This is a genomic window from Vibrio sp. Of14-4 (assembly GCF_022347625.1).
GTDB lineage: Bacteria > Pseudomonadota > Gammaproteobacteria > Enterobacterales > Vibrionaceae > Vibrio > Vibrio pristinus.
Genome location: NZ_JAKRGI010000018.1, coordinates 1 through 25487 on the forward strand (window position 1 = coordinate 1; position 25487 = coordinate 25487).

The following is a 25487-nucleotide window of genomic DNA, read 5'->3' on the forward strand; positions in this document are numbered from 1 at the left end:
CAAGGGTATCAACATCGAGACCAGCTCGGTAAAATCGCCTTGGAATCAATAGACAATGGCGGTATCACTTTAGGATTAGGTGTAACGCCAAGTTATGCAATTGGAAAGCAGCAAGGTGCGTTTGCCGCTGGAAAATGGGTCAATATTGACTGGCGCCAAGGATTGAACGTCAATGGCGGTGGGTACTTAAGTGCTGAGGGTGGTGTCAACCTAGCCAAGTACAACCTGTCTGGGGATGTTGGGGTTGAAGCACTCGTCTTTACCAGCCCAGACTTCAAACAAGCATTAAAAGGTGACTACCAAGTGATGACGGGGGCGTACAATAGTGCATCGATGTCCTATATCAGAGCAGATGCGGGGAACATCAATGGTTATCAATTTACAAAAGATTGGTATGGAGCCTCAGTCAGGCCAATCAAACATGATGCAGGAGTGCAGATCAGTTATGGCACGGGAGACTACCTGACTTATGGAGAAATGTATGACAAGTTGTAGCAGAAGTGGTGATGATACATGAGTTTAAAAAAGCGATTGGCTATCAGTGTACATATCGTGGTACCAGTTATAGTTATTGTTTTCCTTATGGGACAAGGGGAAAGAGAAAAACCTTACCAAGCTATTTTTTCGCTTAGCCCCGATTCTCACTATGTGGTTAGAGAGTATGCTGCCAAGGAGTTTTCTATCGCTCAGAAAGGGCAGTTGGGTAAAATGCATCAGTGTTTAACTCAATACCGCTCAGGTCGAGATAAAAGAGCACCCAAGTTAGAAACAGGGCCCTCAGGCTCTATGGAGTTGAAGGTTGAGTCTTATGAAATTTATTTTGGTATCCACAAAGGAGAGGTGACAAGCACTGCAATCACAAAGTATAAAAGTGACGGCTCGTATGATTATGGTAGTTCACCGGTAGCGGTAAACTGCAATGTAACGTTACTGAATCAATTTGACTAAACATACCAAGCCCAGCTTTGCTGGGCTTTTTTCTATCTGGCTACCAGTATAAGCATCCTCTCTTCATATTCATTAGTGGGTTTGCTCTTGGGCTAGTCTTTTGCTTCCACGTTCTTCTAATACATCCAAAAAGGTTTGGAAACCTTGTGGGTCGACAAAGGGATTACTTTGCTGTGATTCTTTAGCGTGGCGCTCAAAAATCTGTGCCAAATGCGGGTGACTGGCGAGGTTAACTTCCACTTGAGGCTCAGTTTTAGATAAGGCTCGAATCTTTTTTACGCTATTTACATACTGCTGCGCCAGTTCCAATCCGGTGAAATTGGTCCCATTGCCGCCAACAATAAATGCCTTATGAGTTTCACCTTGATGAGTAACGTTAAATTCAATCGATAAAGCACCTCTGGTGTGTCCGGGCGTGGAATAGAATCTAAACTGTTTATTACCAACGACTAAGGTGTCGTCATCATTAGCAAATGTCTTCACTTTCGGTGCTAGGAAGCGATTGTCTCCTCTGGAGTTTTTGGCGGTGAATTTAGCTAAGCGAAAATCAATGCTCGACATAATAACCTCTGCATCGAAATATCTTTGGATATATTCAGCGCCGCCGACATGATCTGAATGACCATGAGTAATTATGATGTAGCGCAGATGTTTGGGATTGAAGCCAAGCTTCTCTATATTGTTTGGGATCCAGCGCCCATAAGGACTGTCAAGCGTATCAATCAGAACAAGCCCCTCGGAAGTAGGGATAAGATAAGATGAAACCCACTTATCACCCACGTAGTATAAATCGTCAAACATTTTAAAGGGCTCAACATATCCGTTCTGGTCTGTTTTTTCCGGAATGGTTTCTGATTGCTCGCTAGAAAATGCATTCAACGATAAAAATAGTAACAGAAGTGCGGTGGGTTTCATGGCCAGCCTTAAATCTTATTCGTGGTTAAGTGAATCTATTCAATACCATATTGCGCAAAAATAAGCTGACTAATATCTGCGACAACTTGATTAATTTCTGGCAAGGTGGAGAGCGACGAGTTGGCAATAAAAATTCCGATAAACAACGGCTTTCGATCTGACTTCCATATCATCGCGGTAAGAGCTCTTGAACCCTTAACCCCGCCGCCTGATCTGTCAGCTATCAACCACCCTTGAGGTAAAACAGCGCGAGCCAGAGAGTCAGAGATCATATTATTAGTCATCCAAAACTGTAATTGTGTTTTACTGTCAGCGCTAAGGACATTACCTGTCAGTAATCGTTTGATGGTTTGAGTGATGGCGATAGGAGTGGTGGTATCGTTTTCTGCTCCTTTTTCAACATAGTTTAAGTCTGGTTCATAGCGATCCAAACGCGTTTTCTGATCGCCTATTTCCCTTAAAAACGCCGTTAAGCCACTCGGCCCACCAATTTGCTCAAGGGCTAAGTTAGCGGCGTAGTTATCACTCATCAACATGGTAGCGGCGCAAACGCTTTGCAAAGACATTTTACTACCAACAAAGTTTTCGGTAATCGGATTCCAGTTGACTAACCCAGACTCTGCTACATCAACTTTTTGGTTGAGCGAGAGCTCTTTCTGCTCCACATCATAGAGCACCTTTGCACAAGCTAATGTTTTAAACGAACTCATCATAGGAAATCTTTGGTTTCCGTTATAGCTCCATTGGTTATGCGATTGAGTGTCGATGACGGCGACACCGACTTGCCCTTTGATTTCTTGCTCTATTTTCGAGAGTGATTGTTCAAGACTGGCTGATACGCAATGGACTGATACTAAGGCTAGTAAGGAGCATAGAATATGTTTTTTCATTATTGTCTTTTCACTGTAATAGGAAGGAAGAATACTAGGCTTGTCACTCGAGAGCGACAACACACGAATTCTGAGCTTAGACCCAAGAAATTCTTGGCCTAAAAATGGCGTTTACCCTTGAGCTGACAAAGCTAAACCCGGTAGAATCCATGGCCTTTCCATTACCTTAAGACCGTTATGAACTTGAGTCAGTTACCGCTAAATTCGTTACGCGCCTTTTACGTATCAGCCAAGCATCAAAGCTTTACCAGAGCAGCAGATGAGCTGTGTGTGACACAAACGGCGGTGAGTCAGCAAGTTAAAGGACTGGAAAGTCGGTTGGGAACCACGCTGTTCAATCGAATGCCAAGGGGAATAGCTCTCACACTCGAGGGCCTGCGACTTTTTCCTGTGGTGGAGAAAGTATTTTCAGAGCTTACGGTTAGCCTAGAAAACCTATGCCTTGGCGTCAGTCGAGAGCCGCTAAATTTGGGGGTTGTAGGAACCTTTGCTCTTCATTGGTTATTGCCAAAGCTTGATAGCTTTTATCGTCAGCACCCTGACATTGAGTTAAGAATTTCAACCAACAACAATGTTGCAGATGCGTTTTCTGAAGGTTTGGACTACATCATACGATTTGGCCGAGGTCATTGGCATGGTAGTGTTGCCAAGCTTTTATTTGATACCCCTTTTACCGTTTTGTGTCATCCATCCATCGCGAGTCAACTGAGCAAGCCCCAAGATATTCTTAAGTATACCTTGCTTAGGTCATACGATATTCAAGAATGGGATCAATGGCTAGTTAAGGCTGGTGTAAAGGCTAAGGTTCATTATTCCAATAGTATTACTTTTGATTCTACCGCCCTTATGGTGGACGCTGCGGCGCAAGGTTTTGGTGTTGCGTTAGCTTCTCCTTTGATGTTTGCAAGCAAACTAAAAGAGAAGACAATTATGCAGCCATTTGATGTGTTTCTTCACAAGGGAGGGTATTGGCTCACCCGTTTAGACTCTAAGCCAGAAACATACTCTCAGCTGATGTTTAAATCTTGGCTTGATGCGCAGATCGAGTACTGTTCGGACATAGTTTCTAGCTGAATCTGTAACTCATTGGGTGAGAAGGGTTTAACTCTAAAAGATCCCATAAATTGCCATATAAATCTTTAAAGACGGCAACGGTACCATAGTCCTGTTGCTGAGGTTGCCTAATAAATTCAATACCTATAGACGTCATTCTTTCATAATCACGCCAAAAGTCATCGGTGTTTAGAAACAAAAATACACGTCCGCCTGCCTGATTACCAATAAAGCCTCTTTGTTCAGGTTTAGAAGCTTTTGCGAGCAGTAATGTTGTACCGTGTGAGTTCGGCGGAGCGACGACTACCCAGCGTTTGTCCTGCTCGGGCTGATAGGTATCTTCTATCAGTTCAAAATTCAGTTTATTCACGTAAAAGTCGATGGCCTCATCGTAGTCATCAACCACCAATGCAATATGGATGATATTTTGTTTCACTTTCTGCTCTTCATCAAAGCTCTATTGGGTAGTTAGAGTATCAGACAGGTGAATTGTCACCTAGCGAGCTGTGGACTTAAATAATAATTTATCATTATAATTAAAATTGATAATTTTAAATTATCATGGCAGGTTCTTATACTGCTCCTACTGAAATAAAATATTCACTTTATGAGCGATTAGGAGCTTGTTATGAAAATGAATCACCTTGGTATTATGGTTGGCGATATGACGAAAGCGGTGGAGTTTTATACTCAGGCGCTGGGTCTTCGAGTTGTGATGAACAACACCAAAGTTATCGAAGAGCGAGAGTCTGCTATCGGGCGTATGTGCATTGCTGTGTTTGGTGAAGGGTTTGCAGGCTTTAATAATGCGCGAGATCAGGGTGTCGAATAACACCTAAATCCTTGAGCAGAGAGTTTAACGATGAATCTATCTTTGTACATGTGGGCACGACTAAAGCGAGATGCTCTGCGCCGATCTTTTGGCTAGAGAAATACTTAGGTTCAGGCTTTGTTGTCACCAAACCAATGTCGATAGTGCCTTGCTTTACTTGCTCAAAAATGCGCTCGTTTGGCGTGGCTTCTAGTTCAATCGATAAACCTGGATAGCGCGCTTGCAAGTCTAGTAAAGGAGAATAGAGCAGCCAAGCCAATGTGCCCGAGCAACCTATACTGCACCGCCCTTTAAAAGCTTCATCTTGACCCAAGTTTTGTAAAAGTTTCGCTTCATTGGCGAAGTAATCAAGTGCGTAATGATAAACTTTTTGTCCGTACAGAGTTAGCTCAAACTGTTTATTAAAGCGCTTTATTAGCGGATATCCGCAGGCATTTTCTAGTTTGTTGATATGCTGAGTGACACCGGGCTGAGTCATATGAAGCGTTTCAGCCGTTCTGGTAAAATGACCCACTTCAATCAGGGTTTTAAAGGTGTTTAGCCAAACGGGATTAAGCATAGATAGAAACCAAAAATTATCAACAAATTCAATTTTGATAAGTTTTCATTATACAGATTAATTTTTGTCTCATAAGAGCAAATGTCAAACCCAAAGCCAAAACACTTCTTAGTTTGTACTCTAAATAAAACTTCCGCGTTGTTTTATTGAAAAATCATGCAACATTACAGGTTTCACTGAAAATTTTCTTATATTGAGACCTAAATATCATTTTCTTCTCTGTCACAATATTGAAACAAAGTTTGACATCTAATGTTTAGCCTATAAATGGTTAATCTAAATAGATATATATCATTACAGACGCATATCTAGCCATTTCTAGATATGCTATGTTGGATATGTCAATAATCTATATGTGAAATTATAATCTATATGTTTATTTTTATCTTTTAATTCAATAATTTGTGTTCTCGTGCTTTTTGTTTTTACGGAATGTAAACATGATGGCCTGATTTTCCAATTAACGATTATAGCTACTTGAGATTTGAAAATACGTATTTATTTGTTTAGAGTACAAAGTGTTTGTGCGCTTGTGCACCTAGCAAAGGATAAATCATATGACTCCCATACTGGAAGTTAAGGGACTCTACAAAGTATTTGGAGATAATACTGAACGCGCATTTACCATGCTGAATGACGGTTTGGATAAGGAGCAAGTCTTTGAAAGGACGGGGCTCACGATTGGAGTAAATGATGTATCTCTGTCAATTAATCAAGGTGAAATCTTTGTAATTATGGGGCTTTCTGGCTCTGGTAAGTCTACCTTGGTCCGTTTACTAAACCGCTTGATTGAGCCGACGAAAGGAAGTGTATATTTCAAAGGTAACGACATTTCACATATTTCTGAACAAGCGCTCAGAGCCGTGCGCCGAAAAAATATCTCCATGGTTTTTCAAAGCTTTGCGCTTATGCCTCATATGACAACCCTTGAAAACGCGGCTTTTGGTTTAGAGCTTGCCGGTGTTGGGCTTGATGCTAGAAACAAACTTGCGTTCGAGGCATTAGAAAGGGTTGGCTTGGAAGCCTATTGTGAGTCATTTCCTGATGAATTGTCCGGAGGTATGAAACAGCGTGTCGGACTAGCCCGTGCATTAGCCTGTGACCCAGATATTCTACTGATGGACGAAGCCTTTTCTGCCCTTGACCCATTAATAAGATCTGAAATGCAAGATGAGCTGATACGTCTGCAAAATGATGATAAGCGGACGATAGTATTTATTTCTCACGACCTTGATGAGGCGATGCGTATTGGAGATCGTATCGCCATTATGCAGGATGGAGGGGTTGTTCAAGTTGGGACACCGGATGAAATTCTGCAAAAACCCGCGAATGACTATGTAGCCGCGTTTTTTAGAGGTGTTAACCTAGCGTCTGCGCTAACCGCCAGAGATATTGCTAAAAAAGCACCCGCAGCTGTGTTCAAAAAGTCAGAACATGATGGCCCAGCTTCAGCGTTGCAATTACTCGTTGATAGTGACAGGGAGTTTGGAATTATTGTTGATAAGGGAAATCACTATTCTGGTATTGTTTCATTAGATTCACTCCAATTGGCAAACAAAGAAAATCGCTCTCTGGCGAGTGCCGAACTTGATGATTCAGTTACCCTTAAACCAGAGCAACCCATAAATAGTATTTTGGGGTCCGTTGCTGGCGTTCCTTACGCAGTCCCTGTCGTTGACGATAGCGGTAATTACTATGGTGTGATTAGTAAGTCTCGATTACTGCAAGTATTAGACAAGGAGTAGAACTATGTCATCCACGCAAAACACGACGGATCCATGGGGTGCAAGTCAATCTGAAAAGTCTAATGAATGGCTAAATACAGGCGTTGTTGAAGAGAAAAGCTTTGATCTATTGAATCCTTTTGAAGATTCTTTTTTACCCCTAGATAATTGGGTTGAGTCAGGTTTGGACTGGCTTGTAGCCCATGGCAGACCTGTATTTCAAGCTGTCCGTGTACCCATCGACTTTATTTTAACTTCATTCGAAGCCGCACTTGTGTCTACACCTGCGCCGATAATGTTATTAATTTTGTCATTGCTTGCTTGGCAGTTTTCCAATCTTCGACTTGGCATAATGACGTTTATCTCATTGATATTTATAGGCTTGATTGGTGTTTGGTCTCAGTCGATGACAACGCTAGCCTTGGTTATGACCTCTGTATTTTTCTGTTTATTGATAGGTTTGCCTGTCGGTATCTGGCTTGCTAGGAGTGATACTGCTGCTAAATTCGTTAGGCCGATATTGGATGCTATGCAAACGACGCCAGCGTTTGTTTACCTTGTTCCTATTGTCATGCTATTCGGCATTGGCAATGTCCCCGGAGTCGTTGTGACGATCATTTTTGCCCTTCCTCCTGTGATTAGATTAACCATTTTGGGCATACAACAAGTGCCAGAAGAGCTTATTGAGGCTGGGCATTCATTTGGTGCGAGCAAGAAGCAGATGTTATATCGCATCCAATTGCCTCTCGCTCTGCCGACCATTATGGCTGGGGTAAATCAGACGTTAATGCTTTCACTCTCCATGGTAGTCATAGCTTCAATGATTGCAGTTGGTGGTTTGGGGCAAATGGTCTTAAGAGGAATTGGGCGATTGGATATGGGACTGGCTGCGGTTGGAGGGCTAGGTATTGTAATACTTGCGATCTTATTAGACCGAATAACCCAAGAGTTAGGAAACAATGCGGGAGACACTAAAACGCGTTGGTACCAATCTGGTCCAATTTCTATTGTCTTACGCTTTGTTAAACAAACGAAAACTACCAGAGCATCTCTAGAGGAGAATTACAAATGAACCTTTCATGGACGAAGTTACTGAAAGTAAGTGCTTTATTTACATTGTTACTTCCTGTTTATGTATCGGCAGATAGCCTTCCTGGTGAAGGCGTGACAGTTCAACCCTTGCAATCTACGGTGGCCGAAGAAACCTTCCAAACTTTAATTGTGAATCGTGCTCTTGAAGAGCTTGGGTACCAAGTCAAAGAAACTAAGGAAGTGGATTATAACGTTGGTTATACTTCTATCGCGAAGGGCGATGCGACGTTTCTTGCTGTTGGTTGGTTTCCACTTCATGCTGATAAATACACAATGGCAGGTGGAGACGAGAAATTTTATCGACAAGGTAACTACATCAGTGGTGCCGCACAAGGGTATTTGATCGATAAAAAGACAGCAGAAAAATACGGCATTACTAACATTGGTCAACTGAAGGATCCTAAATTAGCCAGCCTTTTTGATGCTAACGGTGATGGTAAAGCTGATCTAACCGGTTGTAATCCTGGTTGGGGTTGTGAAATGGTCATTGAAAAGCAGATCGCTGCATTCGGACTGAAAGATACGGTTACGCACAACCAAGGCAACTATGCGGCGATTATTGCCGACACTATATCACGCTATAAAAAAGGCGATCCTGTTTTGTATTACACCTGGACTCCATACTGGGTGAGTGGCGTTCTTGTACCAAGAAAAGATGTTGTTTGGCTTGAAGTCCCGTTTTCTGCGTTGCCCGGTGAGCGTGAAAATGTTGATACCACGTTGCCGAATGGTAAGAACTATGGGTTTGAAATGAACTCGATGCGTATTGTGGCCAATAAGGCCTTCACAGATAAGAATCCTGCAGCCGCTAAGCTTTTTGAAATCATTAAGTTAGATATTAATGATGTCAGTGCTCAAAACATGATGATGAGTCAAGGGAAAAATAGTTCAGCCGATATTGAATCTCATGTTAATGGTTGGATAAAAGCCAATCGCTCACAATTTGATGCATGGATATCGGAGGCTAAAAAAGCAGCGTTGTAATTCCACAATAGAGCTGACTGCTTGGTGTGGACCATTTAGTTGGAGGCTCCAAGTAGTCTAGCTTTGTCCAGCCCATAACTTTGTTTGTGGAACGCGATGTTAATAGCCCATTTCATCAAAACATTTAGTGCCGCGTGTAACAATAATCGCCAATTTTCATAGGCTAGGTATAGTTATATAGATTATTATCTTTGCCATGATCTTTTACCTAAAGGCAGTAAATGAGCTTAGATAGAATTGATCGAGAGATCTTGCGTATCTTAAACCTCAAAGGGCGTCTTCCTGTTGTGGAGCTGGCTAAGTCCGTCAATTTGACGACCTCCCCTTGCTCAGACCGTGTGAAACGCCTAGAAAAAGAAGGCTATATAAAAGGCTATCACGCAGAGCTGAACCCAGAGAAACTTGGATTAGACGTTCAGGTGTTTATTCATATTCGCCTTGATCAGACGAGCTTTTCGATTTTTGATAAGTTTGCCAAAGCGGTTGAAGACATGCCAGAAATAGAGGAATGTTACTCTCTGTCTGGTGATTTCGATACCATGATTAAAGTTCGTGTCAAAGATATGAAAGCGTATCAGGATTTTATGTCGAGCAAGCTTGGCTCTCTACCTGGTGTGATTCAAACCCGCAGCGAAGTGGTAATTGAAGAGCATAAAACCAGCTTTGGCATCAACGCTGATTTGATCATGACGTTATAAAAAAGGGAAGTATTGTTTCCCTTTTTAATGCTTGATATTAGGCAATAAACGAAGACGCGATGCCAATCAGGCCGCCAAACACACCGCCCCACACCACAAGCCACCCTAGGTGCTGCTTAATCATTTTCTGCACGATTTCTTTAACCAGTTTTGGCGTTAATTCATTAAGTCTTTGATCAATGATATTTTCAATGTTGGCTTGAATTTCTTCCATCATTGCGGGCGATTCTAATTGATCTTTGAGCGCTTCTTTTACGGCATCACTTTGGCTGATCTCAACCACAGCTTGCTGCATTTTTTCGACAAATGGTGCTTTTAGTGGCTGGAGTGCTTCAGTGCCGCCGAACATGGCCAAGGCACCGCCAAACGAAGAGTTGGCAATCACGCTAACTAAAGAGTCAAAAGTTGGGTTAAAGTCGACTTTTTCCAAAATCGGCTCTAGTTTTAGGCTTTTACCTCCCGACATTTCTTTATTAAGAAAACGGTCGATGTTTTGCTCGGTAAAAAACTGCTCCATCATGAGGTTTTTGATTGCGGCTTTAAATTCCTCGAATCTGGCTGGAATAACGCCTGAACCGTATAGGCCTGGGACTTTTTCAAACAGCATGTGGATGGCTAGCCAGTTGGTAATGGCGCCGGAGAACGCGAATAAGCCTGCATAGTAAGCAATCGAATTGCCTGTCTGGTAGCCGCCCGCTAACAAAGCCAGTGCGAGTAGATTAGTCAGTAAGCTTTTGTTCATCTTCTATAAAACAATGATTGAGTGTCAATGTTGCGAGTATATACCAAGTCGCTGCTTAGATTGAATATGGGTATGGTGTAAAGTTTTGCCTCTGTTGTCCGCGAGTGAATTTCTTCTTACAGGTTGTGGGTTTTGTTTCAAATATCAGACTTAACCCTATGTCGTAAAGTCCTAGTTAAGCTCTTCAAGGTGAGTGTGTTAGTGTATTAACAATACAAAAATGAATAGATGATTATTCGAGACCAGAAGAGTCATTGGAGTAATAAACAGTAAGTATGAAAATCACGACCCTTGTCGATAATTCACGTTTGGACAGCAGGAAAGATCTGGCTGTTGAACGAGGTTTATCGCTTCATATCGAAACGGCCAGTACTCAACTCTTATTTGATGCGGGCAATGGCCGAACATTTTGTGACAATGCTCTTTTACTGGATATTAATATTGCCGAGGTAGACTTGGTGGTGTTATCTCATCGACATCATGACCATTGTAACGGTATTACGCATTTCGTGAATATCAATCACAAAGCCAAAGTCTATATGAGAGAGTGCGAGGATAAAGACTACTACTTTCAGGCATATGGCTTTAAGACTAACGTTGGCCTGAATAAAACGATATTGGAGCGCAATGCCCATAGGATGGAGTTGATAAAAAATACCACTGAGATTGCTCCCAGTGTCCATCTTATTACGCAAATTGAGAGAAAATATCCCCAACCTGCCGGAAATCAGTATCTTTATACGCAGTCAAAGCAAGGCATTGAACGCGATACCTTTGATCACGAACTGATCCTTGTTATTGAGGAAGTGGATGGATTGGTTATCTTCACCGGGTGCGCCCATAGTGGTGTGCTCAATATGATTGAAACAGTCGTGAATTTATTTCCGAAGCAGAAAATTAAAGCGGTTGTGGGTGGTTTTCATCTCGTAGGCTTACCGATATTCAATAGTATCGGGGGCACCAAACATGATATTGAAGCGGTAGCAAAAGCTCTAGCTGAATATCCTATTGTTCGGTTTTATACAGGCCACTGCACTGGTATGAAAGCTTATACAATTTTGAAACGCGTGTTAGGTGATCGTTTAGAGCATATTCCAACCGGTCGCTGTGTGAGTATTTAGTGAGTAATTCATTATTTAAATGCGAAACTTATACCTAAATTAGTCACAGTTTTAAACACAGCGTAAAGCATTCCATTGATACCTACACCTACAAGTATATTATTCAACTCATTTGGTTATTTGAGGCTGCAAATCACATTAGTTAAATCTAATCAGCTACTTATAAGTGGGTCAGTGATTTTTGTCGTCAACTTGTGAGGTTGAAAATGAGTGAATTAGCTGTAGAAAAACACGATCACTTAACGAAAAGAAAGCGCTATAGAACAGAAGTTTCTCGTGTATACCCTCTTGATATGCGGGGAAGTTTTCATGAGTTAGAGAGTTGTTTTCTTGGCATTAGCCTAAGCAATCATCACTTCACCCCATTAAAGCTTGAAGCTGTCTTAAAGTGGGTATCTAAACGATTCGATTCTTGCAGCTTATTGGTCGGGGATAGTGTTCATCGCTTAAATCTTGCTCGTCAGTCCTCTGACTCAGAACAAGAGTGTTTAGAGCGAGCCTTGGTTATGGGTAGAGAATATATTGAACAGGCAGAGGAAATCATTAGCAGGCTTAATTTGCCAACCAGTTTTCAGTTTGTTCGATGTTCTGAAGTCCAAAAAACGGATTTATATAAAGACTATTACCAGTGCTTAAAAGAGCTCTACAATACAGACTTGGACTATAGAAACTCGGTCATTTCATCGGCGATTCAATTTCAGAAAATTGCACCTAAATCGCTTGAACAAGCAGAAGAATGCTTGCAGATACAAAGTTCTATTCAGTACTTTTTATAAGAATTTGCCATATTTGCATGCTTATATGATCAAAATTTACCCGTTATGCTATACCCTGGTGCATTTACTATTCTTGATGAAGTTGTGCGTGGGCTACACCCAGAAGCCACTTCAGCTCTGCGTGACTTAGTAATAGTGTCTTTAAGATTCCATTAGCTCAATGGTATAGTTAGAAGCTTGGCTTGAGCATTTAAGCGCTTTGGCTAGCATACAACAAGAGTTATTGGCCGCAAAATAGCGGCCTTTACACTGTAAACTTTGAGGGTTATTTTAGACGGAGTGTGAGTGCTGAAGCTATATTTCGTGCAGATATTTCAATATTTGATTTTGCTTCTTTTAATGCGGTAGGAAGGTCAGTCGCACCAAGGACAACACTATAAACCGCATCGATACCGTGCTCATATACTACATGACAGTCTTTAGACACGCTTCCGGCAATACCAATAACGGGTAGGTGGTACTGTTTAGCAATCCTAGCTACGCCAATTGGTGTTTTACCATAAATAGTTTGGCTGTCGATACGCCCTTCACCTGTGATCACCAGAGTGGCGTCTCTGACTTCTTGTTCAAGCTTTACAAAATCCGTCACAATATTGATTCCAGCGCGCAACTTTGCATTTAATAGACCAAGCAGCGCTGCACCTAGCCCACCAGCTGCACCAGCTCCCGCTTGGTTGATCACTTCTATACCCGTTGTTTGACGAATCACATCAGCGAAGTGGGCAAGGTTTATGTCAAGTTGCTCCACCATTTCTGGAGTGGCGCCTTTTTGTGGGCCAAAAACATGGGATGCGCCTTTAGGGCCGCATAAGGGATTGTCAACATCACAAGCAACTTCCAGAGTTACATTTGCTAAACGCTTGTCCAAGCCGGATAGATCGATTCTTGCGAGTTCAGATAGAGCACCACCCCCATACCCTAAGTCTGCGCCTGATTTATCATAGAAACGAGCGCCGAGTGCTTGTGCCATGCCCATGCCACCATCATTGGTTGCACTGCCACCAATACCGAGAATGATGTGTGTGACACCTGAATCTAATGCTTGCTTAATCAGCTCACCAGTACCAAATGTGGTGGTAAGCATAGGGTTACGTTCGTCAGGATTCACGAGGTGAAGACCAGATGCTGCAGCCATTTCAATCACAGCGGTAGAGCCCTCACCTAACAAACCGTAGAAACCCTCGACAGTTTCGCCCAATGGCCCAGTAACCCTAGCGGTTAAAATACTTCCATTCGTTGCATCCACTAGTGATTGTACTGTGCCTTCACCGCCATCAGCCATTGGTAGCTTAATATACTCCGCATTGGGCATTACCTTTTTAAAGCCCTGTTCAATTGCTGTAGCAACTTCCATTGCGGTTAAGCTTTCTTTGTAAGAATCAGGTGCGATGACAATTTTCATTTTCTATCCTCAAACTAAGGTTAATTTGCATCTAAGCAGCACTGGGGTTTTAAACAAACCAACCAAACACACCAAACATCATTGTTGAAACAAAGGCAATCATCAGGCCGACGACAGACTCGTAGGGAATGAGCTTTAGGCGTTCTTTAATATCCATATGAAGTGCGCCGCCAGTGGCATGGAAAAAACTGCCGTGAGGCATATGATCAAGTACAGTTGCACCTGAATGAATCATAGCCGCACCAGCCAAAGCGGGTACACCTAGATGTAAAATGGTGTCACTAAATACAGAGGAGGCTACCGCTGTGCCAGCCGTGGTGGAGGCGGTTGCTAATGACATCATCGCACCTGAAATTGGAGCAAGTAGAAAAGAAGGTAGACCAGAGGCGGTGAGAACTTCAATCAAACCATCCTTTAGTCCTGAGTGAGCGATAACACCAGCCAAGGTGCCTGTGCCAAGCAGCATTACCGCGACAGGTGCCATGCGGCTAAGCCCTGAAACGGCAAAATGGTTGGTATCGGCAAAGCGTCCCATGACAAGTGCGCCAATCAGCCCGCCTAGGGGTAAGGCAATGAGTGGATCAATATTAATATTCGCAATAGGGCGTAGTGATAAAAGGACGATCGCAACCAAAGGGGCCACGATAGCAAGTTTGAAACTGGGGATGCGAGAATGATCGATATCGATGACTTCAGTGGCTTCGACTTTTGAGCCTTTGTTGACTAACTTTTTTGCAATCAGGTAGGCCAGCACCAAGCCAAACAAACCAGGAATAATTCCTGCCGCCATGACTGATGTAAGTGGGACGTCGAAGGCATCTGCTGCTGCAATGGCATTGGGGTTGGGAGACATGACATTACCTGCTTTACCACCCCCCACCATGGCCAATAAGATAGCGGTTTTTGATATGTCGGCGCGGCGAGCGATGGCAAGTGCAATAGGCGATACAGTAATAACCGCTACATCGACAAACACTCCTACAGCAGTGAGAATCATTGTCGCGACTGCCAAAGCCAGTAGAGCGCGCGTTTCACCGACTTTTTTGACTATGGTCTCTGCAATTGAGGTTGCCGCGCCTGACTCTATCAGTACGCCTGCAAGTACCCCAGCTGCGAGTATGCGCAGTACTGCCGTAACAATGTCTTGCGCGCCGCCAATCATCAAACCGACAGTCTCTGTGAGAGAGACTCCACCGACAACACCACCGATCAGGGCGCCGATGATCATTCCATATGCGGGCGGGACTTTCTTCAGTATAAGGGTAATAGCGACAACCAAAGCGGTTAATGCGCCAAGAGTGGTGACTTCTATCATTTTATTTTTATTCTCGCTTATTGATGAAACTGAACGCAGACTAAGCGATGAGTGGTAAGAAATCTTTAGGCAAAATAACAATATCGATACTCGTTAATAAGATATTTTTTGTATTATTGCACAATAAATATAGTTCGCTTACATACACCTTAAAGCCAAATAAAGTTGAATTTTTTCATCTATCTTATTGATTTTAAGTCTGGTTATATGTTCTATTTTTTCTAGGCGGTATCTTAATGTATTACGATGAATATGGAGCTTTGCACAAGTTTGAGCAAGGTCGCAATTTTGTGCAAAAAATACGGTCAAAGTTTTTATCAAGGTGCCTTTAGCGTCTTGTTGTTTTAATAGATGGATAGGTTGGCTGACTTGTGCTTTACGCCATTCATCTTGTATCAAACCATCAATGAGAACCGATAGTTTATTATCCTGATAAAAAAGGATGGCTTGTTTGCTACTACTACAAGATAGGGTAGCCTTCGCTGTTTCGTAAGAGCGAGACAAACCAACCAAGCCGGGAAAATAGTCCCCTATGGCGATTTGAATTGAAAAGTCGGTCTCTTGACTGATTCGTTTGAGCAGACGTTTGACTCGCTTGTTCTCTTCTGTTTTGCTCCATGATTGGTTAACGACAGTGATGGGTTTGAGTACCACGACTTCGTTTTGCGATACTGACACAATACCGACTATGTTATCTCGTTCAGGGTATTCCAGTAGATGGACCAGCTTTTGTAGCTGCTCTAGTGTTAGAGGGTGTCCTTGTTTTGGTATCACTTTAATGGCTGCAGCCACTCTTGGCTGAGACAGATCTAGGTCTAATCGTTCAGCTATCGATAGCAATTGCGTTTCATTTAATGTGGAGCCTTGAATAAGCTGTAACAGGAGTTCTTCTCGATGACGCTTATTCCACTGAATCTGAGCCATTAAATCAGCTTGTTCGACAATCAACTCAGCAGTCATTTTGACCATTTCTCCAAAACGTCGTACCTCGTCAGGATTGCCCGAAATGCCGACCACACCAATGACCTTGTCTTGATGTAAAATGGGCAAATTAATGCCTTGTTTTACCCCCATTAAAGTCTTTGCAGTCTCATCACTGATTTCGACAACACGATTATCATGGATGGCCAATAGAGCACCGTCATGGAGTTTGTTTAATCGGCTTGGATCGCTCGAGCCAATGATGTGTCCATGTTCATCCATGACGTTAACGGGGTACTGAATGATTTTGGTCGCACGCTCAACAATTTGTTTTGCGATTAAAGAATTTAACTGCATGTTCGAAGGATCTTTCGGTCAGGCTTATCAACAGAGCTAACATAGCATAACGACCATTAGGATTAATACGACCAAAGCTTATATTGTCAGGGATATAATTCCATAATATCGAGATCTAAACCCACAGAAGAACGCCAACCAAATGATGCGTCTCTAGCTACTTTAATCGGCTCAACATAGTGCCATAAGCTGGTATGAAGGTCGGGCTGGAATATCCCATATCCTGCATCTAGCGTTGTGCGTAGTATTTCAGTTGATTTATCTTCGCCAAAAATAACGCTAGCCCCACCTTCTATGTTACAGCGCTCTAGGACATACGCCGACACTAGGTAATCACTGCCATCTTGGTGTATACCTTCTGGAGAATTTGTTCCATCGCTGTTCTTGTCACAGACAATACAGGTGTGATGAACAGTGATGTTTAACATCTTTATTTTAGGATTACTGTGCACCGCTCTTTTGATGTTGGACTTGATAAAGCGCACAAGGTCATCGTTAAAATACTGCTGAGGTAATTCTGTAAAGACTCGTGGTAAGCTTCTGAAATCGATCTTTTCGCTATGTTCAATCTCTGCCAATGCTTGCCCAAATGGTTTGGTTTTAACCCTCTGTAGGCCAGTTATATTGCCGTCAACTATGGTTGCGATGGCACTGCTGATAAATCTTTTTCTGGAGGGTTTTATCATTTCTATTGAGTGTTTAACTTCCTCTAAGTCAACGCTAGAGCTTAACTTTTTAACAAGCTCATCGACGGACAAAATACCAAGGTAAAACTCGTGTTTATCACCAACAGTGAGCATTGAAGAGCCAAATAGATCTTCTTGGTTGGTTATCCACTCTAATTGGCATTGTCTGTGTAAGTATTTGTCCCAAGGAGCTTCTTGGAACACTTTTAAATAACTTTCTTTGAGTAAGCCTGAACACGATTTTTCTGAGAAGACCTCGATTGGACCGTTTGAAATAGTCAAAATGATTAATCCCTTTATCAAGTTTAAGTCTTTGGATGACAAATTTTTGCCATTGTATTCACCTAAAGGCTTAAGACTACTTTTCTTGTTATTTTTACTTGTTTAGGAGATGAAAGTGTGAATTTTTTTAGCAAAATTATGTACATAGAGTGTAATTGAGCAATCACTTCCTATTTAGCCTAAGGGGAATTGTTATAGGGGATAAATCATCTAGAGTTCTTTTAATTTAGACCGTACTTCTCTTTCAATTTTTCAACAAATGAAGCATTCTTTTTCAAGAATTCATCAAACTCTTTGATGACATCTGTATGTTTCACCGTCGATAGAAAGTAATCCCCCTTGATGTGTGGAAGAGAGGGATCAAAAGCAATCATTTCATCATCGATCCCAAGTGACCTCATGGTATAGCTGGCGATTGCAACATTAAAATATACACCTTCAACATCGTCTCTATTGAGGAAAATGCTGATAAGAGTTTTAATGTTATTGAACTCTTTGACTTTGATTGCTCCTTGGTTCACCTCGTCAATGACCGCATAAGGAGTAAAGCCTCTTACTATGCCTAAAGTTTTGAGTTTGGTTTGACCAAGTTTGTCGGCGGAAACCATGATGCCATCGGTATAGCTCAATGCTGATTGACTGTATGTTATATCGGTGCCTTGTTTAAAGTCGCTTGCCCAGTTGGGGTTGTCAGGAAATTTTAAATCTATTTCATCTTCAACAAGTTCATGAAAAAGACGAACAATGGGTAGTGGCCGATATGTAATTGTGTGATTATATTTTGCTCCAAAATGGTCAAGTAGCTCTCTTGCATAGCCAGCATACTCACCAGACTTAATCGAAGAGATAGGATGATAATCAATATTTTCCACACCGATTATTATATTCTTTCCATACGATACTTGACTGAATATCAAAATGAATATGCTGAGTATTAGTGCCTTCATTGCATAGCCTGTATTATTGCCATCGACAAAATTATCTTCTAGTTAACAGTTTAGGCGATATAGCTCAGCTATCTGGATTAATTTGCCTGAGCTTTTGTAGGAGCGAAAGCATAATTTTTGGATGCTGCTTTGATTAAGATAGCGCAACCGTGTGTTTTAAGCTTAGCTCGGCAATGTACTGTGCATCGCTATGACTTTCTCTATAGTTTTTAGCACTTCACTGATCTTGTCATTGTCGAGAGCATCTCTATGTGGAGACGTAAATGCTTCTATATCATTGTCGAAATACTCACCATATGCGTGGGCGAATTCGTCGGAGATAGCCGCTTTGACTAGGATATCCGCACCTTGGCTAATGTCACCACCTGCTACACCATAAGCATCTTTGACCATTTTGCTGCCAAGAAACGATTTTGGATTCACCGCAACGATTAATGGTCCTGATGTCCTACAGTCTGTACCAACTTTTCTTGACCACATGGTCAGGGCGAGCTTGCTTTGTGCGTAAGCCTCACCATCACTAAGCGGCAGTTTTCCCTCTAGAGCAAGCAAGTTTACAGGTGCTTGTGCGGCAGACGAGAGGTTTATAACGCGACTAGAGGGGGTCATTACAGGCTGAAGCCGATGAGTTATGAGGTAAGGAGCGATAGTATTGACCATAAATCGCACATCCAAGCCTTTGTCGGTTATCGTCTGCGAAGTTGAGAAAATACCAGCGTTATTAATGACAACATCCAACTTATCGTAGGTTTGGTTAATGGTATTTATCATCTCATAGATGGCCTCAAAGGAGGATAGGTCAGCAACCAATGAATCTATTTTGCCTTTACCGATGCTTTTTAACGTGCTTTGCACCGCTGTAACCTTCGATGGGTTACGTCCATGGATTATTACATGATGGCCCTGTGTAACCAACTTTTTGGTTGTTTCTAAACCTATCCCATCCGTAGCGCCGGTAACCAATATAATATTTTGCATAACTATTTTATTACTTATTAACCTAGATTTAGCCAATTATAGATCTTGGTGAAAATAGATCATTCGTGTCGTTGAGTTTTTGAGAACGATAGGACTCATTATAAATGTGAATTGACGAAACATGTACAACTGAGCTTTTTATGCCTATAGAGATTATAGGGATGATTGATAAGGCTTGGTATGAAACCCATTTTATTCACGCTTTTTATTGCTTTGTTTGCTACTACTGTAAATGGCAAGCTGATCATTAACACTGAAGAGTACGCACCTCTCAGTTATACAGAGAATGGCATTTTGAAGGGGATTGCTACTGAGCAGGTTGAAGCAATATTCAGTCTTGCAGACATAGATTATGAAATGCGAGTCTTTCCTTGGGCCAGGTCGTATAACAAAGCGTTAACTGAAGCCAATACCTGTGTATTCACAACGTCACACACGCCTGAAAGAAGTAAGCTTTTTAAGTGGGTTGAACCCCTGTCTTTAAATATGTCGATCCTAGTGAAATCGAAACAAAGCAGCGTGAGCGTTAGCACTATTGATGAGGCAATGAAATATCGAATTGGGATCCAAAATGAGGATGTGGCAGGTGCTTATCTGAAAGATAAAGGTTTTATTAGTCTAGATAGTGCGGCCAACGTAGACCAATCGATTCTTAAGCTGCTTGCAGGAAGAGTTGATATGGTGGCTTTAGCTGAGTCCCGTTATCTAGCAATGGTTGATCAAGGTCAACCGATAGAGAAAGTGATTGATATTTTTGCACTTAAGATGGGTCTTGCCTGTAATAGACAAGTGGAGGACGCAACAATAGAGAAACTCCAAAAGGCTTTGGATAAACTTATTCAAGAAGGGATGCAGGACAAAATAAACACCAAATACAAAAATTCCTGACATCTATTGGCATCTAATGTTTTAATCTGCATTTACAGCCACAATCAAGGAAACGATAAATGTCAGGTATTACCGATCTAGACAAACTACTTTTATCAATGCAACCTAAGCTGAGCGATGGTGAGTTTGTCTTTTGCACTGTAGAAGGTGATCTTCAAAACTATGCTGAGCTTAAACCCCTCGCAAGTTTTATCGAAGCTGAAGGCTTAACACTCGTTCTTGAAAAAGACATAGCCGTAAAGTCGGGTATAGACTTTGAAGGTGTTTATCGCCAAATAACATTGACAGTACATTCGAGCCTAGAGGCGGTTGGCCTGACCGCGGCAGTGTCGACTAAGTTAGCCTCAAAAGGCATCAGCGCTAATGTTATTGCTGCCTATTATCACGACCATATTTTTGTTCCAGCAAGTAAAGCAAATGCTGCCCTTGCGGCATTGATGGAATTTAGTCAGTAGCTGGCTTTAAGCTTGACCGCAGTTCCAAACACCATAAGTTCTGATGCTCCGTCAGTAATCGCACTGGTTGTAAATCGAATCCCGACGACAGCATCTGCATTGAGCTTAGCCGCGTCTTGAACGAGACGCTCAATAGCGATTTCACGCGCTTCAGTTAACATTTCGGTGTAGCCTTTCAGCTCACCACCGACAATGCCTTTAAGTCCGGCCATAATGTCTCGTCCAACGTGTTTGGATTGGACAATATTGCCATTCACAATGCCTAGCACGGTTTCAATCTCTCTGCCCGGAATCGTTTCTGTGGTTGTGTAGATCATTTATATTATCCTAATCTAGCCAATACGCTGTATATACAAATAAATATAATATCTTATATAGTTTGAATGAAATATATAACTATTTTATTTCAATCAATCAAGACCAACAAAGTGATAAGTGGTTATTCGTTTGCTAGAATCACCAACATCTTTGTCGCTCCTTTTTGGAATTGATAACTGACTTCTTCAAGTCGGACTTTTGCCTCTATACGTTCGAAGTGCTCGATGACAGAGGTCAGATAGTTTGACTGTGTTCCTTCAAGAGATAGTAGGGGATAGATCCGAACTTCTTTGGATACTCTGACTAATTCAGTTATCGACTGAATATGATCTTGCAAAGAAAAATGCTCTTCATACAAAAACAGAAAATGCGAGCATAGTGCCAGATCAAATTCTTTATCGGCAAAATTAAGCTTAGGTAAGTAACCGTGGACATATCTTTGTTCTGCTTTACCTTTATCGTAGTCAGCTAAGAAGTGATTCATGGCTGACAGTCTGGTTTGTTCTAGATGAAGTGGTGAGTCAAATTGATTCCATAGGTAAGCACCTTTATTTTGGATGATTTGTTCCATGATTATTGGGCGCACTTGCTCTATCCGGTCACTAATTTGCTGCTTTGAAAACTGGTATATTGGATCGATGGATACTATTTCCCCGCCCATCTGAGTAAGCTCAGCGTTGAAGCTTGCAGGACCATCGCCACATCCAAGAATCTTTTTATGTTTATCTTCTTCGCCTAGGTTGAACATTCGTTGATACTCTGTAAGAGTTCGTCCCCAAGGGACCACATGCTCGAGCTTCATATATTTTCCCTGTTTTATTGATTATTATCAAAATGGTTTAATTCTCGTATCACTTGTATGAAAGTATCAATTTCTTCAATGGTGTTGTAGTAATGCAAAGACGCTCGAACAACTTCTTCAAGTCCACGATCAGAAAATGAGATTAAGCTTCCTGCCCCTTTAGATATCGAGACATTGATACCTCTAATTCGCATCGCTTTTTGAATTGCGTTAGCCGATAGTGTATTTGAGTAGAAGGTTACAATGCCGCATTGCTCAATACCTTGATCGGTAACGGCAATCTCTTTTATGCTTTTTAATCTTTCTCTTAACGTATTGGCCAGTGTATAGATTCTTGCTTGTATATCAGGCAATCCCCAATCTAGCGAATATTTTATTGCTTCTCCTAGTGCAATTTTTCCGGCACAAAACTGTTCCCAGTTTTCAAATCGCTTGGCGTCACTGCGAATCTGAAATTCTGTGGGTGACATTAGGGTCGCGGCATGCTGATCAAGCATTGGAGGCTCTAGCTTTTCGAGTAGTGTAGTGCGTACATAAAGAAGTCCTGTCCCCCTAGGGCCTCTTAAATACTTTCTACCAGTTCCAGATAAAATATCACAGCCTATTTTTTCGACATCTACGGGTATTTGCCCAAGAGCTTGGCATGAATCCAGTAGGTAAGGAATATTTGCCGCTTTGGCGATTCGTCCAATTTCATTGACAGGGTTTACTAACCCACCTCCAGTGGGTATGTGAGTAATCGAAATCAATTTGACTCGTTCATCAATAAGACTGGACAGCATTTGTGTGTCTACCTGTCCATGACAATCATTCGGTATAAATACAACGTTTACACCATATCGCTTGGCTTGTTGGATATAAGCGATAACGTTACTACCATACTCAGCCATGGAAGTAAGGATTTTATCTCCCCGTTGGAACTTAAAGGAATAGAAAGCTAAATCCCATGCCCTCGTTGCACTATCTACAAAGGCGATTTCATTGGCAGAGCAATTGAGAAGTTTGGCTGCGTTATTATAAAAGTTATTCAGTTTTTCGGTATATAGTTCAGCTGTTTCATAACCACCATATTTCTCTTCATCATTCAAGTACTGATGTAATGATTCACTGACTGGTGTCGGCATTAATGAAGAGCCCGCATTGTCAAAATGTATCATACTATCAGCGGCTAAAGTTTCACTGCGAGCTCGACGGATATTGAAAGGTATTGTCATTATCTTGTACTCACTTCGTTTGCTTCTAATCAGGCTTTATTACTACTATGATTTGATTTAATTTTTTATTCTAACATTAGTAATGTAGTGGAGACGATAAGTAAACAGTAGTTTCGAAAAAATTAGGGATAATACCGGCATTTCTATTTTTCTTTGAATTGTGAATATCACACGTTTAATTAAATTATCCATTAATTTAATGGCGTATTTATTGGAAATAAATACCCACTAAAGGAGTTTAGTGGGTAGATGATTTTAGGTAGGCTGAATATCGGCTGAATATCGGCTGAATAATTATAAGATCGGCTTGCTCTAAAATGCACTAGCCAGACATTTACGCCGCAAGTGATGCCCTAATTTTTTCCTCGTAGAGGTCGAGCATTTCATAGCGTTTGCGATACATTTTTCGCTTTGTCCGGTTTAGATCGTCTAAATCTCTGCGAATACTCTCTATCGGCAGTTTAAATTGATAGGGGCTTTGTTTGATGCCTCTCATTTCTCTACAGAGAGCGTCATAGTCAAACATCATTTTTTTGCGTTGTCTTCTACTTCTGTAATCAGACGCATTATAGACATGACCTTTGTTGGTGACACAATAGGCGTTCGACAAACCAAAGTGGCGAGCAAACATTATGGTCAGTTCAATAATAAGGGCTTTAGGACGCATTCCGTGTTGAGCTTTTGTTAACGATTTAATAATGTTAGAGCGATCTTCAATGGAGCCTCTAGCACCTTGAATACAGCCGATAAATAAGTCGCCACTTTCGGTTACACAAAACGTGGTGAAATAAATGCTTTGCAACGCTTTATCGGTAATAGATAGACCCAGAGAGCCCTCTCGCCATTCGCCTGAGCAAAGTCGCACATCATACTCTTCGCCATTGTTTCCTTGAATCGAAAAAAGCTTATACCCCTGTTCTGAATAAGCTTGCTTGCTTTTTTCTCCCAACTGCTTAGACATAAAATTGAGGTGGGCAGAAAGGTTTTTTAAACGAGTTGCCTTATTCCAGTTGAGACACACATAAGGGTGCGTGGGTTGATCGTACATCTTGGGCCTGAGGTCAAAAAGGTCTCGAATGTGTTGGTCCTCCTGCATAGATTGAACGGCTCTCGCTGTGCTTGGCGCAATCATATAGCGAAAGCAGAATCTGCAGTGGTTCCGATACACAGTGAACTTATTTTGTGTACCATTTATTTTTTTGGAAATCTCATATAGCGTTTTAAGCTTCACGGTAACCTCAAAGTGAAAACGAAGTTTTCCCGAGGAATATAATGATAGAAATAATAATTACCGTATAGCTTTGTCAGGGACTTATGACAAAGTTATACATAGGCGATAAGTTTGCTTTGTATCACTAATATGCCGGCGAATGCATTTTGATAATCTATTTGAATGTTATGAACTATAAAACTTGTTTCAAATTATAATGTTATGATATAACATTTCATTCGATGGTGATTTTTGAATAGTATTAAAAATGAAAAAGGCAATATATCAGTGCATTCTGCTCGTTACTCTCTTGTTAGGCCTAAACCTACCAGCTATGGCCAAAATCGAGGTTGAAGATGTCCTGGGTCGGCATGTCACTTTGGAAGCGCCTGCTGAGCGCATATTCTTAGGCTTTTACTTTGAAGACTATCTGGCTATTGCAGGTCCAGATGCATATAAGAAAGTGGCTATTTTTCCTCGTCATTCTTGGAAAGACTATCGTCAGTCACAGTGGCAAACGTATCGTGACATCATTCCTGAAATTGAAACCATTACTGACTCTGGATCCATTTACACTGGAACCTTCGATTTCGAGTCGCTCCTCACTACTAAACCAGATGTCGCCTTGCTGGCAGCATGGCAATACGATGCCTTGGGTGACAAGGTCGCTTTGCTTGAAAAAAGCGGTATTAAAGTCGTTGTCGTTGATTTTAATGCACAAACTTTAGAGCGACATTTAAAAAGTGCGAGAGTGATAGGCAAAGTCATGGGAACTGAAGGAAGGGCAGAAGCCATTGCTCAAGACTATGAACAAACCGTTAATGATGTGCAAAGACGAGTGGCTAAGTATCTGAGTCAACATCCACAAAGACGAGTTTATGTGGAAATTGGTACAGGTGGAGCTGCGGAGTATGGTAAGTCTTATGCGAATGCGATGTGGGGAAACTTGCTTAATGTCGCAGGGGCAAACAACATTGCCAATGGTAAAATTGATGGTTCTGCACACCTGACCCCCGAGTATGTGCTCAGTCAAGACCCTGAAGTTATCTTCATTTCCGGTGCGCATTGGGCCAAACATAATGGCAGTGCTTTGCTAGGTTTTGGCACCAAAGCAGAAGATGCGCAAGCCACTTATCATCCGTATCTTGAGAGAGCTGGCTGGGAGCACATTACCGCCGTCAAGCAAGGTCATGTATATGGTATGTATCACTCTGGTACTCGGACTATCTATGACCATATATTTCTTGAGTTCCTCGCTAAATCTATCTATCCAGAGGCGTTTAAAGACGTGGATCCTATGGCACATCACCGAGCTTTTTTTGAGCAATATATGCCGCAAAAACTCTCTGGAACATTCATGATCAAGGTGGATAGTTAA

27 protein-coding genes and 1 pseudogene are annotated in these 25487 nt (G+C 41.7%); 13 read left to right on the plus strand and 15 right to left on the minus strand.

The features are described from left to right. Together MHN79_RS16050 and MHN79_RS16055 are read left to right on the plus strand one after the other, a co-directional pair. A partial coding sequence (locus MHN79_RS16050; protein WP_239173718.1) for a hypothetical protein occupies nt 1–495 on the plus strand: 495 nt, incomplete at its 5' end. Nucleotides 496–513: 18 nt separating this feature from the next. Beyond that, nucleotides 514–948: a hypothetical protein gene (locus tag MHN79_RS16055; RefSeq protein WP_239173719.1), complete on the plus strand. Its 435-nt coding sequence runs from the start codon at nt 514–516 to the stop codon at nt 946–948. Between the two features lie 72 nt (nt 949–1020). Here the strand turns inward: MHN79_RS16055 and MHN79_RS16060 are convergent, their stop codons facing one another. Together MHN79_RS16060 and bla are read right to left on the minus strand one after the other, a co-directional pair. Then, nucleotides 1021–1863 carry an MBL fold metallo-hydrolase gene (locus MHN79_RS16060; RefSeq protein ID WP_239173720.1) on the minus strand — a complete coding sequence of 281 codons (843 nt, stop codon included), beginning with the start codon at nt 1861–1863 and terminating at the stop codon, nt 1021–1023. Between the two features lie 35 nt (nt 1864–1898). Continuing rightward, nucleotides 1899–2753, minus strand: a complete 855-nt coding sequence (gene bla / locus MHN79_RS16065) for a class A beta-lactamase (protein WP_239173721.1) — start codon at nt 2751–2753, stop codon at nt 1899–1901. A 177-nt stretch (nt 2754–2930) separates the two neighbouring features. Between bla and MHN79_RS16070 the strand changes: the two genes are divergently transcribed. Then, nucleotides 2931–3827, plus strand: coding sequence for a LysR family transcriptional regulator (locus MHN79_RS16070; RefSeq protein ID WP_239173722.1), 897 nt, complete (start codon nt 2931–2933; stop codon nt 3825–3827). Here MHN79_RS16070 and MHN79_RS16075 read toward each other — a convergent pair. Then, nucleotides 3820–4242 (minus strand): VOC family protein, encoded by a 423-nt coding sequence (locus tag MHN79_RS16075; protein ID WP_114785365.1) that lies wholly within the window; start codon nt 4240–4242, stop codon nt 3820–3822. The genes MHN79_RS16070 and MHN79_RS16075 overlap by 8 nt on opposite strands. A gap of 192 nt (nt 4243–4434) precedes the next feature. On the opposite strand from MHN79_RS16075, the pseudogene MHN79_RS16080 reads away from it, so the two are divergent. Next, a pseudogene (locus MHN79_RS16080) lies at nt 4435–4611 on the plus strand (VOC family protein); the annotation flags it as partial. On the opposite strand, the gene MHN79_RS16085 reads toward MHN79_RS16080, so the two are convergent. Further along, entirely contained in the window at nt 4607–5197 is a 591-nt protein-coding gene (locus tag MHN79_RS16085; RefSeq protein ID WP_239173723.1) for a LysR family transcriptional regulator, read from the minus strand. The pseudogene MHN79_RS16080 and the gene MHN79_RS16085 overlap by 5 nt on opposite strands. 557 nt (nt 5198–5754) lie before the next feature. Here MHN79_RS16085 and proV point away from each other — a divergent pair. From proV to MHN79_RS16105, 4 genes are all read left to right on the plus strand, one after another. Beyond that, nucleotides 5755–6942, plus strand: coding sequence for a glycine betaine/L-proline ABC transporter ATP-binding protein ProV (proV, locus tag MHN79_RS16090; protein WP_239173724.1), 1188 nt, complete (start codon nt 5755–5757; stop codon nt 6940–6942). 4 nt (nt 6943–6946) lie between these two features. After that, nucleotides 6947–7993: a glycine betaine/L-proline ABC transporter permease ProW gene (gene proW, locus MHN79_RS16095; RefSeq protein WP_239173725.1), complete on the plus strand. Its 1047-nt coding sequence runs from the start codon at nt 6947–6949 to the stop codon at nt 7991–7993. Continuing rightward, nucleotides 7990–8997, plus strand: a complete 1008-nt coding sequence (gene proX, locus MHN79_RS16100) for a glycine betaine/L-proline ABC transporter substrate-binding protein ProX (protein WP_239173726.1) — start codon at nt 7990–7992, stop codon at nt 8995–8997. The genes proW and proX overlap by 4 nt, the downstream gene beginning before the upstream one ends. Nucleotides 8998–9218: 221 nt before the next feature. Continuing rightward, on the plus strand, nt 9219–9695 hold the full coding sequence (locus MHN79_RS16105) for an Lrp/AsnC ligand binding domain-containing protein (RefSeq protein ID WP_114785371.1): 477 nt from the start codon (nt 9219–9221) through the stop codon (nt 9693–9695). A gap of 37 nt (nt 9696–9732) precedes the next feature. Here MHN79_RS16105 and MHN79_RS16110 read toward each other — a convergent pair whose 3' ends face one another. Beyond that, nucleotides 9733–10437 carry a DUF445 domain-containing protein gene (locus MHN79_RS16110; RefSeq protein ID WP_239173727.1) on the minus strand — a complete coding sequence of 235 codons (705 nt, stop codon included), beginning with the start codon at nt 10435–10437 and terminating at the stop codon, nt 9733–9735. A 275-nt stretch (nt 10438–10712) separates the two neighbouring features. On the opposite strand from MHN79_RS16110, the gene MHN79_RS16115 reads away from it, so the two are divergent. After that, the gene (locus tag MHN79_RS16115; protein ID WP_239173728.1) at nt 10713–11558 is read left to right on the plus strand and encodes an MBL fold metallo-hydrolase; all 846 of its coding nucleotides are present in this window, start codon (nt 10713–10715) and stop codon (nt 11556–11558) included. 206 nt (nt 11559–11764) lie between these two features. Beyond that, entirely contained in the window at nt 11765–12334 is a 570-nt protein-coding gene (locus MHN79_RS16120) for a tRNA-dependent cyclodipeptide synthase (protein WP_239173729.1), read from the plus strand. A gap of 265 nt (nt 12335–12599) precedes the next feature. On the opposite strand, the gene MHN79_RS16125 is transcribed toward MHN79_RS16120, so the two are convergent. From MHN79_RS16125 to MHN79_RS16150, 6 genes are all read right to left on the minus strand, one after another. Then, on the minus strand, nt 12600–13736 hold the full coding sequence (locus MHN79_RS16125) for a glycerate kinase (protein WP_239173730.1): 1137 nt from the start codon (nt 13734–13736) through the stop codon (nt 12600–12602). A gap of 49 nt (nt 13737–13785) precedes the next feature. Beyond that, nucleotides 13786–15051, minus strand: coding sequence for a GntP family permease (locus MHN79_RS16130; RefSeq protein ID WP_239173731.1), 1266 nt, complete (start codon nt 15049–15051; stop codon nt 13786–13788). Between the two features lie 138 nt (nt 15052–15189). Next, a complete protein-coding gene (locus tag MHN79_RS16135) occupies nt 15190–16329 on the minus strand; it encodes a sugar diacid recognition domain-containing protein (protein WP_239173732.1) in 1140 nt (379 codons plus the stop codon). Nucleotides 16330–16415: 86 nt separating this feature from the next. Then, entirely contained in the window at nt 16416–17297 is an 882-nt protein-coding gene (locus tag MHN79_RS16140) for a 2OG-Fe dioxygenase family protein (RefSeq protein ID WP_239173733.1), read from the minus strand. 221 nt (nt 17298–17518) lie between these two features. Further along, nucleotides 17519–18244 carry a transporter substrate-binding domain-containing protein gene (locus MHN79_RS16145; protein ID WP_239173734.1) on the minus strand — a complete coding sequence of 242 codons (726 nt, stop codon included), beginning with the start codon at nt 18242–18244 and terminating at the stop codon, nt 17519–17521. Nucleotides 18245–18406: 162 nt separating this feature from the next. Continuing rightward, nucleotides 18407–19222 (minus strand): SDR family NAD(P)-dependent oxidoreductase, encoded by an 816-nt coding sequence (locus tag MHN79_RS16150; protein ID WP_239173735.1) that lies wholly within the window; start codon nt 19220–19222, stop codon nt 18407–18409. Between the two features lie 180 nt (nt 19223–19402). Between MHN79_RS16150 and MHN79_RS16155 the strand changes: the two genes are divergently transcribed. Then, on the plus strand, nt 19403–20110 hold the full coding sequence (locus MHN79_RS16155; RefSeq protein WP_239173736.1) for a transporter substrate-binding domain-containing protein: 708 nt from the start codon (nt 19403–19405) through the stop codon (nt 20108–20110). A gap of 59 nt (nt 20111–20169) precedes the next feature. Next, nucleotides 20170–20565, plus strand: coding sequence for an ACT domain-containing protein (locus tag MHN79_RS16160; RefSeq protein ID WP_239173737.1), 396 nt, complete (start codon nt 20170–20172; stop codon nt 20563–20565). On the opposite strand, the gene MHN79_RS16165 is transcribed toward MHN79_RS16160, so the two are convergent. The 4 genes from MHN79_RS16165 to MHN79_RS16180 all read right to left on the minus strand — a co-directional run bounded on the left by MHN79_RS16165 (nt 20559) and on the right by MHN79_RS16180 (nt 24130). Further along, nucleotides 20559–20882 carry a heavy metal-binding domain-containing protein gene (locus tag MHN79_RS16165; protein ID WP_239173738.1) on the minus strand — a complete coding sequence of 108 codons (324 nt, stop codon included), beginning with the start codon at nt 20880–20882 and terminating at the stop codon, nt 20559–20561. The two genes, MHN79_RS16160 and MHN79_RS16165, sit on opposite strands and share 7 nt — an antisense overlap. A 122-nt stretch (nt 20883–21004) precedes the next feature. Next, nucleotides 21005–21685, minus strand: a complete 681-nt coding sequence (locus tag MHN79_RS16170; RefSeq protein ID WP_239173739.1) for a class I SAM-dependent methyltransferase — start codon at nt 21683–21685, stop codon at nt 21005–21007. Between the two features lie 14 nt (nt 21686–21699). After that, nucleotides 21700–22899 carry an aminotransferase class V-fold PLP-dependent enzyme gene (locus MHN79_RS16175; protein ID WP_239173740.1) on the minus strand — a complete coding sequence of 400 codons (1200 nt, stop codon included), beginning with the start codon at nt 22897–22899 and terminating at the stop codon, nt 21700–21702. 334 nt (nt 22900–23233) lie between these two features. Then, entirely contained in the window at nt 23234–24130 is an 897-nt protein-coding gene (locus MHN79_RS16180) for a DUF535 family protein (protein WP_343283933.1), read from the minus strand. 313 nt (nt 24131–24443) lie between these two features. Here MHN79_RS16180 and MHN79_RS16185 point away from each other — a divergent pair, with 313 nt between their 5' ends. Beyond that, nucleotides 24444–25487 (plus strand): ABC transporter substrate-binding protein, encoded by a 1044-nt coding sequence (locus MHN79_RS16185; protein ID WP_343283934.1) that lies wholly within the window; start codon nt 24444–24446, stop codon nt 25485–25487.

Excerpts from the sequence above, each read along its gene's own strand:
- MHN79_RS16160 (WP_239173737.1), top strand. The coding sequence starts at position 20,170 with ATGTCAGGTATTACCGATCTAGACAAACTACTTTTATCAATGCAACCT.
- MHN79_RS16110 (WP_239173727.1), bottom strand. The coding sequence starts at position 10,437 with ATGAACAAAAGCTTACTGACTAATCTACTCGCACTGGCTTTGTTAGCG.
- MHN79_RS16060 (WP_239173720.1), bottom strand. The coding sequence starts at position 1,863 with ATGAAACCCACCGCACTTCTGTTACTATTTTTATCGTTGAATGCATTT.
- MHN79_RS16120 (WP_239173729.1), top strand. The coding sequence starts at position 11,765 with ATGAGTGAATTAGCTGTAGAAAAACACGATCACTTAACGAAAAGAAAG.
- MHN79_RS16135 (WP_239173732.1), bottom strand. The coding sequence starts at position 16,329 with ATGCAGTTAAATTCTTTAATCGCAAAACAAATTGTTGAGCGTGCGACC.
- MHN79_RS16175 (WP_239173740.1), bottom strand. The coding sequence starts at position 22,899 with ATGACAATACCTTTCAATATCCGTCGAGCTCGCAGTGAAACTTTAGCC.
- MHN79_RS16170 (WP_239173739.1), bottom strand. The coding sequence starts at position 21,685 with ATGAAGCTCGAGCATGTGGTCCCTTGGGGACGAACTCTTACAGAGTAT.
- MHN79_RS16055 (WP_239173719.1), top strand. The coding sequence starts at position 514 with ATGAGTTTAAAAAAGCGATTGGCTATCAGTGTACATATCGTGGTACCA.
- MHN79_RS16130 (WP_239173731.1), bottom strand. The coding sequence starts at position 15,051 with ATGATAGAAGTCACCACTCTTGGCGCATTAACCGCTTTGGTTGTCGCT.
- MHN79_RS16105 (WP_114785371.1), top strand. The coding sequence starts at position 9,219 with ATGAGCTTAGATAGAATTGATCGAGAGATCTTGCGTATCTTAAACCTC.
- MHN79_RS16115 (WP_239173728.1), top strand. The coding sequence starts at position 10,713 with ATGAAAATCACGACCCTTGTCGATAATTCACGTTTGGACAGCAGGAAA.
- MHN79_RS16150 (WP_239173735.1), bottom strand. The coding sequence starts at position 19,222 with ATGCAAAATATTATATTGGTTACCGGCGCTACGGATGGGATAGGTTTA.
- MHN79_RS16145 (WP_239173734.1), bottom strand. The coding sequence starts at position 18,244 with ATGAAGGCACTAATACTCAGCATATTCATTTTGATATTCAGTCAAGTA.
- proX (WP_239173726.1), top strand. The coding sequence starts at position 7,990 with ATGAACCTTTCATGGACGAAGTTACTGAAAGTAAGTGCTTTATTTACA.
- MHN79_RS16185 (WP_343283934.1), top strand. The coding sequence starts at position 24,444 with ATGGCCAAAATCGAGGTTGAAGATGTCCTGGGTCGGCATGTCACTTTG.
- proW (WP_239173725.1), top strand. The coding sequence starts at position 6,947 with ATGTCATCCACGCAAAACACGACGGATCCATGGGGTGCAAGTCAATCT.
- MHN79_RS16125 (WP_239173730.1), bottom strand. The coding sequence starts at position 13,736 with ATGAAAATTGTCATCGCACCTGATTCTTACAAAGAAAGCTTAACCGCA.
- bla (WP_239173721.1), bottom strand. The coding sequence starts at position 2,753 with ATGAAAAAACATATTCTATGCTCCTTACTAGCCTTAGTATCAGTCCAT.
- MHN79_RS16070 (WP_239173722.1), top strand. The coding sequence starts at position 2,931 with ATGAACTTGAGTCAGTTACCGCTAAATTCGTTACGCGCCTTTTACGTA.
- MHN79_RS16155 (WP_239173736.1), top strand. The coding sequence starts at position 19,403 with ATGAAACCCATTTTATTCACGCTTTTTATTGCTTTGTTTGCTACTACT.
- proV (WP_239173724.1), top strand. The coding sequence starts at position 5,755 with ATGACTCCCATACTGGAAGTTAAGGGACTCTACAAAGTATTTGGAGAT.
- MHN79_RS16085 (WP_239173723.1), bottom strand. The coding sequence starts at position 5,197 with ATGCTTAATCCCGTTTGGCTAAACACCTTTAAAACCCTGATTGAAGTG.
- MHN79_RS16165 (WP_239173738.1), bottom strand. The coding sequence starts at position 20,882 with ATGATCTACACAACCACAGAAACGATTCCGGGCAGAGAGATTGAAACC.